Annotated in this window: 12 protein-coding genes and 2 tRNA genes; 12 read left to right on the top strand and 2 right to left on the bottom strand. The window is 50.0% G+C overall.

The features are described from left to right. Positions 1–70 precede the first annotated feature (70 nt). The 5 genes from NHAL_RS14925 to NHAL_RS14945 all read left to right on the top strand — a co-directional run bounded on the left by NHAL_RS14925 (position 71) and on the right by NHAL_RS14945 (position 5,912). Positions 71–397, top strand: a complete 327-nt coding sequence (locus NHAL_RS14925) for a cupin domain-containing protein (RefSeq protein ID WP_013033980.1) — start codon at positions 71–73, stop codon at positions 395–397. Between the two features lie 89 nt (positions 398–486). Then, positions 487–1,680, top strand: a complete 1,194-nt coding sequence (locus tag NHAL_RS14930; protein WP_238985367.1) for a hypothetical protein — start codon at positions 487–489, stop codon at positions 1,678–1,680. A gap of 41 nt (positions 1,681–1,721) precedes the next feature. Beyond that, the gene (locus NHAL_RS14935) at positions 1,722–2,447 is read left to right on the top strand and encodes a GGDEF domain-containing protein (protein ID WP_013033982.1); all 726 of its coding nucleotides are present in this window, start codon (positions 1,722–1,724) and stop codon (positions 2,445–2,447) included. 123 nt (positions 2,448–2,570) lie between these two features. Beyond that, positions 2,571–5,327: an AMP-binding protein gene (locus NHAL_RS14940; RefSeq protein ID WP_013033983.1), complete on the top strand. Its 2,757-nt coding sequence runs from the start codon at positions 2,571–2,573 to the stop codon at positions 5,325–5,327. A gap of 30 nt (positions 5,328–5,357) precedes the next feature. Beyond that, complete coding sequence (locus NHAL_RS14945; RefSeq protein ID WP_013033984.1) at positions 5,358–5,912, top strand: NADPH-dependent FMN reductase; 555 nt, start codon at positions 5,358–5,360, stop codon at positions 5,910–5,912. 14 nt (positions 5,913–5,926) lie between these two features. Here NHAL_RS14945 and NHAL_RS14950 read toward each other — a convergent pair whose 3' ends face one another. After that, positions 5,927–6,913 carry a Vgb family protein gene (locus NHAL_RS14950; protein WP_013033985.1) on the bottom strand — a complete coding sequence of 329 codons (987 nt, stop codon included), beginning with the start codon at positions 6,911–6,913 and terminating at the stop codon, positions 5,927–5,929. A 587-nt stretch (positions 6,914–7,500) separates the two neighbouring features. On the opposite strand from NHAL_RS14950, the gene NHAL_RS14955 reads away from it, so the two are divergent. The 7 genes from NHAL_RS14955 to NHAL_RS14985 all read left to right on the top strand — a co-directional run bounded on the left by NHAL_RS14955 (position 7,501) and on the right by NHAL_RS14985 (position 13,767). Continuing rightward, a complete protein-coding gene (locus NHAL_RS14955; protein WP_013033986.1) occupies positions 7,501–8,556 on the top strand; it encodes a DNA-binding protein in 1,056 nt (351 codons plus the stop codon). Between the two features lie 122 nt (positions 8,557–8,678). Further along, a complete protein-coding gene (locus NHAL_RS14960; protein WP_013033987.1) occupies positions 8,679–9,794 on the top strand; it encodes a metallophosphoesterase in 1,116 nt (371 codons plus the stop codon). Positions 9,795–9,809: 15 nt separating this feature from the next. Beyond that, the gene (uvrC, locus tag NHAL_RS14965) at positions 9,810–11,624 is read left to right on the top strand and encodes an excinuclease ABC subunit UvrC (RefSeq protein ID WP_013033988.1); all 1,815 of its coding nucleotides are present in this window, start codon (positions 9,810–9,812) and stop codon (positions 11,622–11,624) included. 68 nt (positions 11,625–11,692) lie between these two features. After that, the gene (gene pgsA / locus NHAL_RS14970) at positions 11,693–12,280 is read left to right on the top strand and encodes a CDP-diacylglycerol--glycerol-3-phosphate 3-phosphatidyltransferase (protein ID WP_013033989.1); all 588 of its coding nucleotides are present in this window, start codon (positions 11,693–11,695) and stop codon (positions 12,278–12,280) included. 43 nt (positions 12,281–12,323) lie between these two features. Next, a tRNA-Gly gene (locus NHAL_RS14975) sits at positions 12,324–12,399 on the top strand. A gap of 65 nt (positions 12,400–12,464) precedes the next feature. Continuing rightward, positions 12,465–12,538: transfer RNA gene (locus NHAL_RS14980), tRNA-Cys, on the top strand. Between the two features lie 629 nt (positions 12,539–13,167). Continuing rightward, a complete protein-coding gene (locus NHAL_RS14985; protein WP_013033990.1) occupies positions 13,168–13,767 on the top strand; it encodes a hypothetical protein in 600 nt (199 codons plus the stop codon). A 186-nt stretch (positions 13,768–13,953) separates the two neighbouring features. On the opposite strand, the gene NHAL_RS19915 is transcribed toward NHAL_RS14985, so the two are convergent. Further along, entirely contained in the window at positions 13,954–14,406 is a 453-nt protein-coding gene (locus NHAL_RS19915; protein WP_013033991.1) for a hypothetical protein, read from the bottom strand. Between the last annotated feature and the right edge of the window lie 37 nt (positions 14,407–14,443).

Here is a 14,443-nt window from a genome sequence, read left to right on the forward strand (position 1 = left end):
GAGTAATGCCATCTAAAATGGGTTATTTATAAATACGTAGACATATTTGAGTGAGAACAGCGTTCGTTCTATGGAAATTCGTAATATTAATAGCGCTATTCCCAATACGCTCCCAGAAGAACTGTACACCCTGTTGCTGCAGGGGAATAGCTTTCGGCTAGAGCGTATTGTCTCGCGGGGACATTCAACGCCAGTGGGGAAATGGCTTGATCAGGAGCAACATGAATGGGTGATTGTCCTTTGTGGCAGCGCTGGACTGTTGTTTGCCGGGGAACAGGAGCCGCGCATATTGCGCGCTGGAGATTATGTCCATATTCCGGCCCGTTGCCAACACCGGGTTGCGTGGACCGATCCGGTGGAGGATACAGTCTGGTTAGCTTTCTATTATAATTCATGAGGCAGTACCAATCCTATACTGGATTAGTCAATATATTTGTACTGGCCGTTTTCCTACCATTGGCAATAGCCCAGGCTGGAAGTAGTCACTTGGGGAATTTAACCGCTATAGAGACCGCCGGTAAAGCGATGGACAGGCTTCCCTTGCTGAGTCCTGAGGTCGGGGAAAAGGAGGGAGGTAAATTTTGGCGCTTTCTACTTACAGAAGAGCGCAAGGCAACCTCAACCCTTTATCTGCCGGATCAGTGGAGGCGGGCCACAACGCCTGAGTTAGCGCTAGGTCGCGACTATGCCTGGAATTTAGAGGCAGATGCCAAGCTGTTTTCGGACCAGCTACGCTTATATGGCAAGTATGGATGGACTCGCTATCATAGGGATCCTTTCGCAGTTGTACCCATCCAAGACGATAGTGCTTACAAACTGCAATTGAGCTATCAGCCCTTGCAGACCAGCTCCTTTTTTGGAACCCCCTTGAATTGGAATATGGGGGTGATGCATAACCGGGTGGGGGATTTTTTTGGAAGCCCCGCCGAACCTGCTGGAGATCAGGGAGTGTCCCTGTGGAAAGGGTTCACCCACTTGGATTGGCAGGGACTAGTACTTGATACTTCGGCGATCCAAGAGGCCCATAACCGTGGGAGCTCTTCTTTTCGAGCGCCGCAGCAAATTCATCGTATTCAACTAAAGGGGCAATATCAGTTTCATCACTTTGAGTTGCCCTTGTGGCTAGGCCTGTCTAGTCTTGGTATGAAGTTCTCTAGAGAGCGCGCTGAGGGGGGGGAGCGGCTATCTTCCAAGGCTGAGTTTAAGGCTAATTTTTCCTACCAGGACTGGAACTGGAACCTCAGCCAACGTCTGAATTGGGATGAGCTTGAAACCATGGCGGCAGAGCCTGATTACTTGGCTGTCACTGCCGCAGAGGTTCGCCTCAAACTGCTTAGCAACGGCCTGAGCTTAGCGCCTATTCTCCATTATCAGCGCCGCGATGCTGATAATGGTGCTAACGAACAATTATCAATAGGGGTCGATAGCCGTGCTGTATTCCTTCCAGAACGTTTCGAGGGGCAATTCCGAGTGGCAGTGAAACAAGACTGGAATAGGGCAAGCTTGAAACGCACCTACACGACTAGCGGTAACTTGGATTGGCGACTCACTCGTCCTAAGGCTCAGATTCCCGCAGTACGCCTATATCTTGAAGGACGTTATCAAGCTATTGCCGATAAAATACACCGTATTGATTTTACTGAAGATTATCGAGTCCTTTTGGGGATTGCCTTGGACTAAGCGGGAGGTGATGCAGCTTTATCTGGTGGGAAGCAAATATTATGCACACGATACCTAGAGCGCCCGGCGTTGTTCGGCTTATCGTGGGATTAACCAGTTTGGCTATCCTCGGTTCGGTTATGCTGACAGCATTGGGCTTTTTATTGCTGAAGCGGGCGATAGAGGTCGAAATTCTCCTGATTACGGCGGTGGTGGTGGCTCTGGTGGTGCCTTTGCTTATTCTTGTTTTTTTTAGGCTAATTTTTGCGGGAAATAGGGAGCATGGGGGGCGACGGTTAGCCATTAAGGAGCTTTGGTCTCAGGCATTTAATTGCCGGTATTTGCTCCAGCAAGCCGAGATAACCTTGGTTCAAGCAAAGCGTGGAAGCACCACTTTCTCGTTGCTATTGCTCGAGATAGATAACCTTAAGGAAATAAAGGAGATTTATGGTTTTTCGGCGGCTGAGCGGGTATTGCAGGCCCTAGCCCAGGCTGGTCTAGAGATTGTCCGCTCCAGTGATGTGATAGCCCGCTGCAGCGATGAGAAGTTTATGATGTTTTTGCCGGAGACGGGTACGGAAGAGGCGCTCATTATTGCCCATCGGATACGCCATGTGCTTTCCCAAGTCCCGGTGATTATTGGCAATACCTTAATCAGTTTCACCGTGAGTATTGGGGTTGCCGCCTATGATGAAAATACGGTCACCATTGATCGTTTACTGCGCCGCGTAGGTCAGGCCCTTTATAACGCCAAGCAACATGGGTCTAACCGGGTGGAAGTCGGTTAGCTGAAAGCAACGCCATCAGATCAAGCCAAGAGAACAAGCAGCAAAGGCTAAATTGGCCTATGCTTATTTTAGGTGAATTATAAGGAGAAAGGAGGGCCTATAACATACCCTCGAGCTATCCCCATGTTGCAAAGATCCCAAGCCTATTCAAGTGAATTATCTACCTTGGTTCAATTTGTTGATGACCTTTCATCTTCTGAGGAAAAGCAGGCGTTACTGGCCTTAACCAAGGAAGGAGAACAGGCTTGGTCCTATGCCTCCCTCGCCCATCAAGTTGAATTTTTAGCCCGCGGTCTCAAGCAAGTGGGGATCGGCCCTGGAGAGGCGGTGGCGCTTTTGGCGGAAAGTCGCCCTGAAACTATTCTGGCTTGCCTGGCGGTGATCAAGACTGGGGCGATGATTGTTCCCTTGGATGCCCAGTTTGGTTCCCGGGTACTTGAATTCGTTTTGCAAGATTGTGGAGCGGGTGTTCTTTTTACCACCGCCGAGCGTTTTGAGCGGGTAGCGCAACTTAAGCTAGACCGGGAAATCCGCCCTATTTTGCTAGATGCGGAGCCTAAGGACCCCCGTAGTTGGCAAGCCATCTCGACTAAAAGCGGCGGTGAATTTCCTTCGGTTTCTCCCTCCGAAACTGCGGCCTTATTTTATACTTCGGGAACCACCGGTGCTCCCAAAGGCGTTCCCCTTAGCCATGAGAATTTGGTTTTTCAACTCAATACCCTGCGTGCCGCAGACTTAGTTGCAGAGAAGGAACGGGTACTACTTCCCCTGCCGTTGCATCATGTTTATCCTTTTGTCGTGGGCATGCTGGCGCCATTGGCCTTGGGGCTGACACTGGTGCTCCCCCAATCCCTTACGGGCCCCCAGATTATTCGTGCCTTGCGCCAAGGCCAGGTGACTTTTGTGGTGGGAGTGCCTCGTCTCTATAGTGCGCTGTATTCGGGAATTGAGTCCCAGTTGGCTGCTCGGGGGGTTATTTTGGGGCAGCTTTTCAAAGCCATAATCCGTTGTTTGGTTGGGTTGCAACGACGTTTCTCGTGGAATTTGGGTAGAGGGTTGCTGCGACCCCTCCATCGACAATTGGCCCCTCAACTCCGGAAGATGGCCTCAGGGGGCGCAGCCCTTAACCCGGAGCTTGCCTGGAAACTCCAAGGACTCGGTTGGCAAATCGCCATCGGTTATGGGTTGACGGAAACTTCGCCCCTGTTGACTTTAAATCCACTGGGCACCAGGAAGCCCGATAGTGTCGGGAAACCCATTCCGGGAGTGGAGATCCGGATCGATACTTCAGCTGCCCCTGGAGAAGGACAGCGGGTGCCAGGCAATGAAAAAGGCAGCACTTATCCAGTAGGAGAAATTTTGGCCCGTGGGCCAGGGGTATTTGCTGGCTATCATCATCTTCCTGAGAAAACCCAGGAAGCTTTTGTCGAGGGTTGGTTTCGGACAGGGGATTTGGGGTATTTTGATGAGGCAGGTTACCTTTATCTCCTTGGCCGGGTCTCTACCCTTCTGGTAACAGAAGGTGGAGAAAATATTCAGCCTGAGGAAGTGGAAGAGTCCTATCAAGCTAATCCCCTGATTCGAGAGATGGGGGTGCTACAACGGGAAGGGCGGCTGGTGGCGGTGATTGTTCCAGAACTCAGCGAGATACGCCGCCAGGGGATAAGCGATAGGGATCAAGCCATTCGAAAGGCCTTGGCCCAGGTCTCGAAACAACTTCCCAGTTATCAGCATCTTTCTGATTATGTCCTGAGCCGGGACCCATTGCCCCGGACTCGTTTGGGCAAAATACGGCGGCATCTGCTTGCCCAATATTTTGACAAGGCAAGAGAGGCGGGTCAGGCTCCAGAGGTGAAGACAGCCGGGCCGCTGCCACTAGAGGAAATGTCAGACCAGGATCAGGCGCTGTTGGAAAATCCAGCGTCGCGGCGGGTATGGGAATGGTTGGCGGAACGTTACGGCCATCGCCATTTAACCCCGGAGACCAGTCCTGGCTTGGAGCTGGGAGTCGATTCTTTGGAATGGCTCAATTTGTCTTTCGAAATCCGTGAACGTACTGGGATTGAGTTAGGCGAGGAGGCCATTGGCCGGATCGAGACGGTTCGCGATCTCCTGCAAGAGGTGGCGGAGGCCTCGGAAGCCACCACCCCAGCGACGGCTCCCGAGGCGTTTTTAGAGCATCCAGAAGAGGCGCTCAGTGAGAGTCAACGCCGCTGGCTCCGACCTTTGGGACCGGTCGGTTCTCAGGTGTCTAGAATCCTCTTTGGGTTAAACCGGCTATTCATGCGCAGCTTATTCCGTCTTCAAGTGAACGGTCTAGAGCAGGTTTCGGGGCAAAGCCAATTTGTCATCATCCCCAACCATTGCAGTTATCTTGATCCCTTTTTGTTGGCTGCCGCCTTAGGTTCCCACCGTCTCCACCGAACTTACTGGGGGGGATGGGCTGGAGCGGCTTTTAGAACTCCTTTCCAGCGCCTGGGTAGTCGATTCGCTGGCGCTATCCCCATTGATCCTGAAAAAGGAGTGCTTTCAAGTTTAGCCCTGGGGGCGGCAGTGCTCAAGGGGCAGAAGAACCTGGTTTGGTTTCCTGAAGGCGGACGCTCAGTCGATGGTAAACTTCAGCCCTTTAAACCTGGCATTGGCCTGCTGCTAGAACATTTCTCGGTTCCCGTGGTGCCCGTGGTTATTCAAGGTTCCCATGAGGCGCTTCCCGTGGGAAAACGGCTCCCCCGGCTGCGCACCTCTATTACTATCTCTTTCAGTGAACCGCTCGATCCCCGGGCGCTGGCCCAGGAGGGAGAGGGGGATAGGGCTTATCAACGAATCACACAGGCTTTGCATGATCATATTGCAAGGCGTCTTGGTGAGAGATTGAAATAGGAAGATGACAGGGGGTGGTAGTTAGGTCGTATGGCCCGAATTATTGGTATTTCAGGGAGTTTGCGCAGGGGTTCGTTGAATGCTCTGCTGCTGAATGCGGCGGTTCAGGCTGCGCCCGAGGGCGTTTTCATCGCGGTGGCCTCCATTCGTGGTATCCCCCTTTATGATGGGGACCTTGAAGCCTCGGAAGGAGTTCCTCGAGCGGTTGTTGCTTTGAAGGATAAAATTGCTGCTGCCGATGCTCTATTGCTAGTCACCCCGGAATATAACCACTCTCTTCCTGGTGTTTTTAAAAATGCGATTGATTGGCTTTCTCGGCCGCCAGGGGATATTTCCCGGGTTTTCCGGGGTAAACCCGTAACCTTGATGGGGGCTACTCCGGGAGGGATGGGCACAGCCTACTCGCAAACTGCTTGGCTGCCGGTTTTTCGCGCCTTGGGGATGCGCCCTTGGTTTGGTCGTTCACTGAATGTATCCCAGGCCCATACCGTATTTGATGACTCAGGGGCGTTGTCCGATGGGCAACTCAGAGAGCGTCTTCAGGCTTTTGTGAAGGAGTACGCAGCTTTTGTCGCAGCCCAGTAAGGGAGATGCAACCGTTAAGGAATCTGAGCCCGGCCAAGGGTGTTGGTGTCTGTACCGAACCAAAGGGTCTGGGAGGGTCTGTGGAAGTACATGTGGCGTACGGTCCCGCCGCCGCTAGGAATGTCGGTGACGCTAAAGAAATTTTCGGTGGTGGGATCAAAGCCGACCAGGTGGTTGGGTAGGTGCCCCGTTTCTGCAAACCATAACCGATCCTGATCGTCAATGGCCATGCCATAAGGCCGGGCCTTCTTCCCCCCTGGCACCGCCCATTCCTGGATTTGGCCCGAGGTGGGATTTAGTTTCCCAAGATAGCCTTGGGCATAGTCTACATACCAGATACTTCCGTCCGAGGCTGCCGCGATACGCCGGGGGCGGGCTTTCTTCCGGGATAAAGGGACTTCCTGAATGCGCATGTTTTCGGGATCGATCCAGCCTAATTTGTGGCTGCCGAATTCGGTGAACCACGGCCGATTTTGGTGATCGATGACAATACCGTAGGGGCGAGCCCCTGGCGTAGGTACTGGAAGCAGTGTGATCTCACCACTCTTTGGCGCCAACTTGCCAACAAAATTACTCATTTGCACGGTAAACCAGATCTGCTGTTGCTGATCGAACACTAGGGTATGGGGGTCATGGGCATTAGAGTCCGGTAAAACATATTTTTGGATCGCACCGCTTTGGGGATTTAACTTGCCAATGTGGGCAGCCAGGTTACCGGCATACCAGACTGGCCCATCTTCGGCCACAATTAGGTTATGGGGGCCAGTGTCTTGCTCTAAAGGGTATTTTTTAAAATTGCCATTACCGGGATGGAGCGCAGCGATATAATCTCCCCGTTGGCCGACAAACCAGACTCGTCCCTGGGTATCAACAAAGGGATCGCGAGGACGGGAGTCTTTCCAGGGAACGGGCCATTCGGTAATGGTCACTTCATTGGCGAATCCTGGTAGCTGCCAAATATTAAGTATCAATAATAGAACTAAGGACGCGTAATATCCCATCAGCCAAATCTCCCCTGAAAGCGCAAGTAGTGAGCCTATCTTTTATTGGGGAACAGTTCAACAGGCCAGGAAACTATAATCGACCTTTTAATAAGGGTTATATTATATCTCTTTCAAAATACCCATTCATCCTAATATAGTCATTTTGAGGGTATGTGTATCGTGACTCGACCGACCTCCCTAAACTTTGATATATTATATCTCTCTCTAGAAATAACAATTTCTAAATAATAATCCACCACCAACCCCTCCTAAAGCGAGGCGCTCGTAGGCATTGGCACAATGACCCTTTTCATCTACGGAAAAGACAACCAATAAAAGCTTATTAAGGCTTTCTGCACTATTTCTTGGCGGAAAACAGGATAAAGCAACATAGAAAAGGAGTACTTTTAACCAACACCAGTTTCACCCAATTTATAACGCCATTTCGAACCGTGAACGCCAGCCAGTTCGAGTTGAATATGAAATTCATGATAATAGGGATTATCATGAATTAATTGATAAAAATGTACTAAAAATTACATAATATGTAATAATTATTTTTCTGTTTTTATTAATGGTAAACATTTAAATCGAGGAAATACTCCGTGGCACAAATAGATACTCGAACTCTAGTAAAACAAACAGCGGATACTTTGCTCGCCGAAGGTATCCGCCCCACAGTTGCTAATGTCCGGGCACGTACGGAACGAGGTAGCGCGGGAACCATCAACGCCGCACTTCAAGAATGGTGGCAGAATTTGGCTACGCGCCTAAACCAATTTGAAACCCGGCCGGAGATCCCAGAGCCGGTATTTACTATTGCCGGACAAGCTTGGGAGACCGCTCTAGAGGAAGCAGAGGCACTCCTTGGAAAGGAACGTAAAAAATTACAGCAAGCACAAGAAGCTAATGAAGCAGCAGTGAAAATGGCTCGCCAGGCCCAACAAGCGGCAGAACAGCAGACCGAAGTGCTAGCCAAACGTCTCGAAACCTTGGAAGAGGCTCGCTTAACACTTGAGCGTCAGCTTGCCTCGGAAAAGGTACGTACAGAAAATTTAACTACCCAGATCGAAGAATTACAGGAAGGTTTAGAGCAGAAAAAACAAGCCCTAGGGGAGCAAGCAGAACGTTATGAAGCTCAGTTGGCCCGAGAGCGGGAGCAAGGGGCCGCCCTAGAACAACATTTAGTAGTGCAGCTAGATGAGCAAAAAGTCTTAAGAAAACAACAGGAAAAGTTTTTGCGGGAGCGAGAAGCACAGTGGCGGAAACAAGAAGAAAAGCGACAACATCAACAACAATCCACCCTCACTCAGCTTACCCGAACCCAAGAAAAACTCAAGGGATTGGAGGAAAACTTAAAAGCTTTAAAAACCGAAGCTCAAACATTTCAGCAAGAAAAAGAGCAATGGATGAAAAAAGTGGTCACGTTGGAAGAGGAAAAAAAACATGCTGCCAGCGAACAAATACGGTTACGGAACCAAATAGCAGAACTGAAGGAACAAATGGAGACTATAACTTCACAACGGGAGAAGTTATCCAAGCAGTTGCGGCAAGCGGATTCTCGACAAGCCGCTTATGAGGCGGAAAACCGCACAATCCAGGCCCTATTAGAACAGTGGGCGATTATACCAGAGCAGGACTACCCTACCAAAAAGTCATAATAACTTGCCCTATTGAATAAGTATGACATACTTTATTCAATTACTCAGGTAATTAGTTAGACAACATGGCTCAATATTCCCAAAATTCCATATCTAATCGTGCTCCAATAAATCGCTCGTTGATGCGTTGGATTATCCGCTCCATTTTTCCCGCCTACTTAGGCATACATGTTTATGCTTATGTGCAGTTGACCACGGCTTGGGAACCTAGCCTTGAGGCACAACTATTGTTTGGCGCTTGGCTAATTTTGATGGTTTTATCATTATTTTTTATTCGGCGCCTAGAAGTAAGCGGATACCGGTGGTTAGCAGCAACTATAGCCTGGGTGAGCTATACATGGATGGGGTTTATTTTTTTATTCTTCTTTATCTCTCTTGGTACCCAGTTTTTTATCTCCATAACCCAGGTTGTGGCTGCGCCGCAGGATTTTGATCCTCGTACAACCCCAATGGAACCCATTAGGATAGCGTTAGGGCTGAGCGCGGGAGTATTGATTTATGCTTTATGGCGGGGGGCTTGGCCTCGCCTAGTGCGAGTTTCTCTGCATTCACCCCGTCTTCCCCCGGGGACTTTTTTACGCTTGATTCAGATTTCCGATCTTCACCTTGGATTGATCCCTACTCCTTTACGCCTAAAGCGGATTCTAAGGATCATCAAGGTGGCTTCCCCAGATTTAGTGGTATCTACTGGTGATTTCACTGATTTGCGGACTGATCAACCTTGCCCGGTTCTGTCAGATTTAGCAGCCCTTAAAGCTCCCCTAGGAAAATATGCAATCATCGGTAACCATGAGTGTTATGCAGGGCTTCCTCAATCCGAGCAGGTGCTGCAACAAGCTGGTTTTACTATATTGCGGCAACAGTGGGTGGACCTTGGTGGAGTCATTCAATTGGCGGGGGTGGATGATCCGGTTGCAGTTAGTGGGCGTCCACACCTTGAGGAGGAAGCCCTACAAAATGCTGATCCGGAGAAATTTACCGTGCTCCTTAAGCATCGGCCAGAATTTGAATCTTCAATGGTGGATCGGATTGATCTGCAACTCTCGGGACATACCCACGATGGGCAAATTTTCCCTTTTACTTTATTGCCCCGATTACTTTACCAAGCCCGCCCTGGATTAACCCGATTTGGCCGAGCGGCTTTATACTTAAGCCGTGGTACCGGGACTTGGGGTCCACCCATGCGCTTTCCTTTCGCACCAGAGGTGACTCTATTTGAAATTAAGGGAACAGGGTAAAGTGGTTTTGTCGTAATGCTAAACCCATCTTTTGATGCTTACGCTTTTCTAAAGAATCTGACTTCTCGTCCAGGTGTTTACCGTATGCTGGATGCAGAAGGTAAAGTCCTCTATGTGGGTAAAGCACGAAATCTCAAAAGGCGTTTGAGCAGTTATTTTCGAAAAACTGGCCTAGCGACTAAGACACACAGACTGGTCAGTCAAATTTTCGATATTGAAATCACCGTCACCCACACCGAAAATGAAGCACTGATTCTAGAAAATAATCTCATCAAAGCGTTGCAGCCCCGCTATAATGTTCTGTTAAGGGATGATAAAAGCTACCCTTATATTTTTCTTTCTGCTGACGATTTCCCCCGCTTAGGATTCCATCGGGGGGCGAAGCGAACGCCCGGCCAATACTTTGGCCCTTACCCAAGCGTGGGGGCAATGCGGCAGACGCTGAGGCTACTCCAGGAAGTGTTTCCTGTACGTCAGTGTGAAGATAGCTTTTATCGCAATCGCTCTCGTCCCTGCTTACAATATCAGATTAAGCGTTGCACCGCTCCCTGTGTTGGCCTGATTGATAAGGAGCGTTATCACCAGGATGTTCAGCATGCGGTAATGTTTCTGGAGGGGCGGGATCAACAGGTCATTGACGAATTGGTCGCACGGATGGAGGAGGCCTCCCAACAGCTTGCCTTTGAACAAGCGGCCTATTACCGGGATCGGATCGCCAGCTTGCGCCGGATCCAAGAACGTCAGTATATCAGTGGCAAGGAAGTGGATATCGATGTGCTTGGAGCAACGGTCAAAGGGAGCACAGCCTGCGTAGAAGTTTTTTTTATTCGCGGTGGACGGAACTTGGGAAATAAAACTTTCTTACCAAAATTTCAAGGGAACCTTACCCCAAGAGAGTTGCTTTCTGCCTTTATTCCCCAATATTACCTCAACCGAGAGATTCCACCAACCCTGGTTCTAAGCCATCAACCTGAGGACATGGAACTATTGACCGAAGTGCTCAGCGAGCAGGCTGGAAGAAAAATTATGCTGCTCAGGCCGACCCGAGGTTCTAAAATACGCTGGGTAAAGATGGCCTTGACAAATGCCGAAATTAACTTAAATCGGTGTCTTGTAAAGAAGACCAGCATTGTGGAACGGTTTAAGAGTCTGCAACAATTACTTGGATGGACTAATTTGCCGCAACGCCTTGAATGTTTTGATATTAGCCATACTCGGGGAGAGGCCACGGTGGCTTCCTGTGTGGTATTTGACAGAGAGGGGCCCAATAGCACCGATTACCGGCGATTTAACATTGAAGGGGTCACTCCCGGGGATGATTACGCTGCTCTGCGCCAAGCCCTAACCCGGCGTTATCGCCGACTTAAGAAAGGGGAGGGTATACTCCCCGATTTGCTGGTCATTGACGGTGGTAAGGGACAATTGGCCCAGGCGGTTACCGTACTCAGAGAAATAGGGATTGAGGAAACTACGGTACTAGGAATTGCCAAGGGACCCGAACGTAAAGCGGGGCAGGAAACCCTATTGCTGGCGGGGCGTGATACTCCAGTAATAGTCGCACCCGATTCTCCCGCCTTGCATCTATTGCAACATATCCGTGATGAAGCCCACCGTTTTGCCATAACCAGCCATCGTAAGCGCCGGATTAAAGGACATAAGATTTCTCCCTTGGAGACAATCCCAGGTCTTGGTCCCAAGCGGCGCCAGAGGCTATTGACTCAATTAGGCGGATTGCGAGAAGTTGCCCGAGCAGGGGTTGAAGAGTTAGCTCGCGTGCCGGGAATCAGCCCGGGTTTGGCACAACGTATTTATGATTCCTTTCATGGGTAGGCATAAGAGTGAACCTAAGTGGGAATAGCTGTGGTAAGGTAAAGGCTCCGTTGGTTCTTGAGCGGAAAATGGCCAAATTCATGCCCATCTACACGATTCCTAATTTAATGACGGTGCTCCGTATTGTCGCCATTCCTATTTTAGTGGTGGTATTTTACCTTCCTGTGCCCTATGCCCGCGGGATTTGTGCGGCGTTGTTTGGTTTGGCGGCCATTACTGACTGGTTGGATGGTTACTTAGCGAGGCGTTGGCAACAAACCTCGCCATTTGGGGCTTTTCTTGATCCTGTTGCTGATAAATTAATGGTAGTCGTGGCCTTGATATTGCTACTACAGAGTCATCCCTCCATACCAATGGCCCTTTCGGTGGCGGTGATCGTTGGCCGGGAACTGACGATATCCGCACTGCGGGAATGGATGGCGGAAATTGGATTGCGAGCCAGTGTTGCGGTATCCATGTTAGGAAAATTCAAAACCACCTTTCAGATGGTTGCGGTTTTCCTGCTGCTCTATCAAGATCCTATTGGGCCGATTCCGGTATGGGAGATTGGTTTGGTCCTTCTCTATATCGCAGTGGCCTTGACTTTAGGGTCGATGATCGTTTATCTCAATGCTGCCTGGGCGGCACTGTCCGGGCGGGCGGAAGATCGGGTCTAGCTTGACATAAAAAAGTTCGCTGTTACAATAATCACCGCATTGGGCGGGAATAGCTCAGTTGGTAGAGCACAACCTTGCCAAGGTTGGGGTCGCGAGTTCGAGTCTCGTTTCCCGCTCCAAATCATATTCTGATAATTTTCAGGGATTTCCTCCCTTAGTATAATCTTTAAAGTCATCCAATTTAGGCTGGGTGGCAGAGTGGTCATGCAGCGGCCTGCAAAGCCGTGGACGCCGGTTCGATTCCGACCCCAGCCTCCATTCCTTAAATGGATATAAGTTGAAGTATTGCTTCATCGTTGAATTCGCGTTAAAGTTCCCTGGGTTATGGATCTTAGAGACCAGGAAGGTCCAGATTCCACGCTCATTTTGTCGGACTGATAAATAAAATTAAAGTTGGTAGCGGCGAAATTCCGAAGCCCCCCAAGGCCCGGGTGGCGAAATAGGTAGACGCAAGGGACTTAGTCACTTGAGCACCTAGACGGGAAACCTCTAGCGTGAATGGAGTCAAATTCGGGGAAACCTCAGCGCTTTTTAGGGTGGTGGCAATCCCGAGCTAAGCCTTGTTTTTTAAGGAAAGTGTAGAGACTTAACGGCTCCTACCTAAGTTATTGTTTCGATTCCCAGACGAGGCGATGATAGGGTAAAGATAAAGTCCAGACCACAAATGTGCTTTATTAAGCACAGCAGCGAAAGTTGTAGCGGGTAAGAAAATCCCTTGGGGGAAACCCCGTGCCGGTTCGATTCCGGCCCCGGGCACCATCTATGAAAAAAAGCCCCAGGCCTTAATAGACCTGGGGCTTTTTTATTGCTAGGGAATGCTCTCAAGGAATTAATGTCGGTGCCGCTACCATTTCACTCCGGTCCAGTTTCAGCAGGATGGTTATCCAATGGCGTTTCATTCAAAAATAATCATATTATGGGGGTTCGTATCGATCATCGGAGGAGCGGCAAACGCCCAGGCCTCCAGCAGTTTGGCGCTCAGCAATAATAACACCCAGGCCAATGCCGCCATGAGTTATAATGTGGTGTTCAAAACGCCAGGGGCCTTAGCAACGCCTAGCGATGAATTTCGACCGGGTCTGCAAATTCCCACCGGCCAAGCGGGGCAGTATACACCACTGTATTTCGTAACTTCCGCCTCCATCACCGGCGGTGGAGACGGGGCCAACCAACCGATCTTCATCGAGACTAACCTAGTTCCTGGACAAAACAATACGGGTTACTTCGATATCACCGTTTACTCATCTGACCTCAAGCCCGCCAACGGCTCCACCGGTATGAAGGCGCTTAAAGCGGATGACGGCCCCCAGCCGCAACAAATTCGACGCCGCCATTACAATGGTAAGCTGATGGCGGCTACCACCGACCTCCGTGTCGGCGCGAATGCTCAGATCCCCCTGTCACTTCCGTTCACCGATAAAACCCCCGACACCACAATTCACTTCGGTGAATTGCTGCTTGAAGACAGCCAGGACCGGCAACAATAGTTGTGGGTAGCGCCGATCATCGGCCTGGGCTCCCAGCACGGAGGCCGAGTTTTGACGGCAATTCAAGCCCCTCCAGTCCCCGGCAAATACCACTTGATTTCCCGTGTACTGGGCCAACCGGAAACGGTTTCAAGCTTAAATTTGGAGGTCGTGGCATCAGAGAATTAGGGAATTATTGGCAGAAGCTTATCTTCTGCTGGAGTTGGTTCCTGTATCGTAGGCCTTGATAAGGGTTGCCAACTGTTGTAGTAGTTCATTAGAGGCGGCACTGTTTTCCGTCATCACAGCACGTTTGTCAGGTAAAGGCGGTGCAGGAGGGGGTGCCTGTTGGCCAAAATAAAAGCCGAGCACCAACGTAATAATAGGTGGAATCACCTTGATAAGCGAATCAAACACAAGTTTGCCCGGGGCCTCGCTGTCTTTTTCGGCTGAAGGCCCCCAAGTGCAAACCGCTATCCCTAAAATAAGTAAAAATGCAAGAACAGATAAAACACCGGCCGCGAAATATAATCGTCGAACCTCGAAATCCGGTGGAGAACCATTGAATGCTTGAAAGATCACCCAAAGGGTGATGAGACCAGAAATGATAATCAGCCCCCAGAGGGAGATGATCCTTGAGAGTGAGTTGCTGCTTTGCATCGTCTTTTTCCTCCAAAGTTAAGGGGTGGCTTCTTTA

Origin of the sequence: Nitrosococcus halophilus Nc 4 (assembly GCF_000024725.1) — a bacterium.
Taxonomy (GTDB): domain Bacteria; phylum Pseudomonadota; class Gammaproteobacteria; order Nitrosococcales; family Nitrosococcaceae; genus Nitrosococcus; species Nitrosococcus halophilus.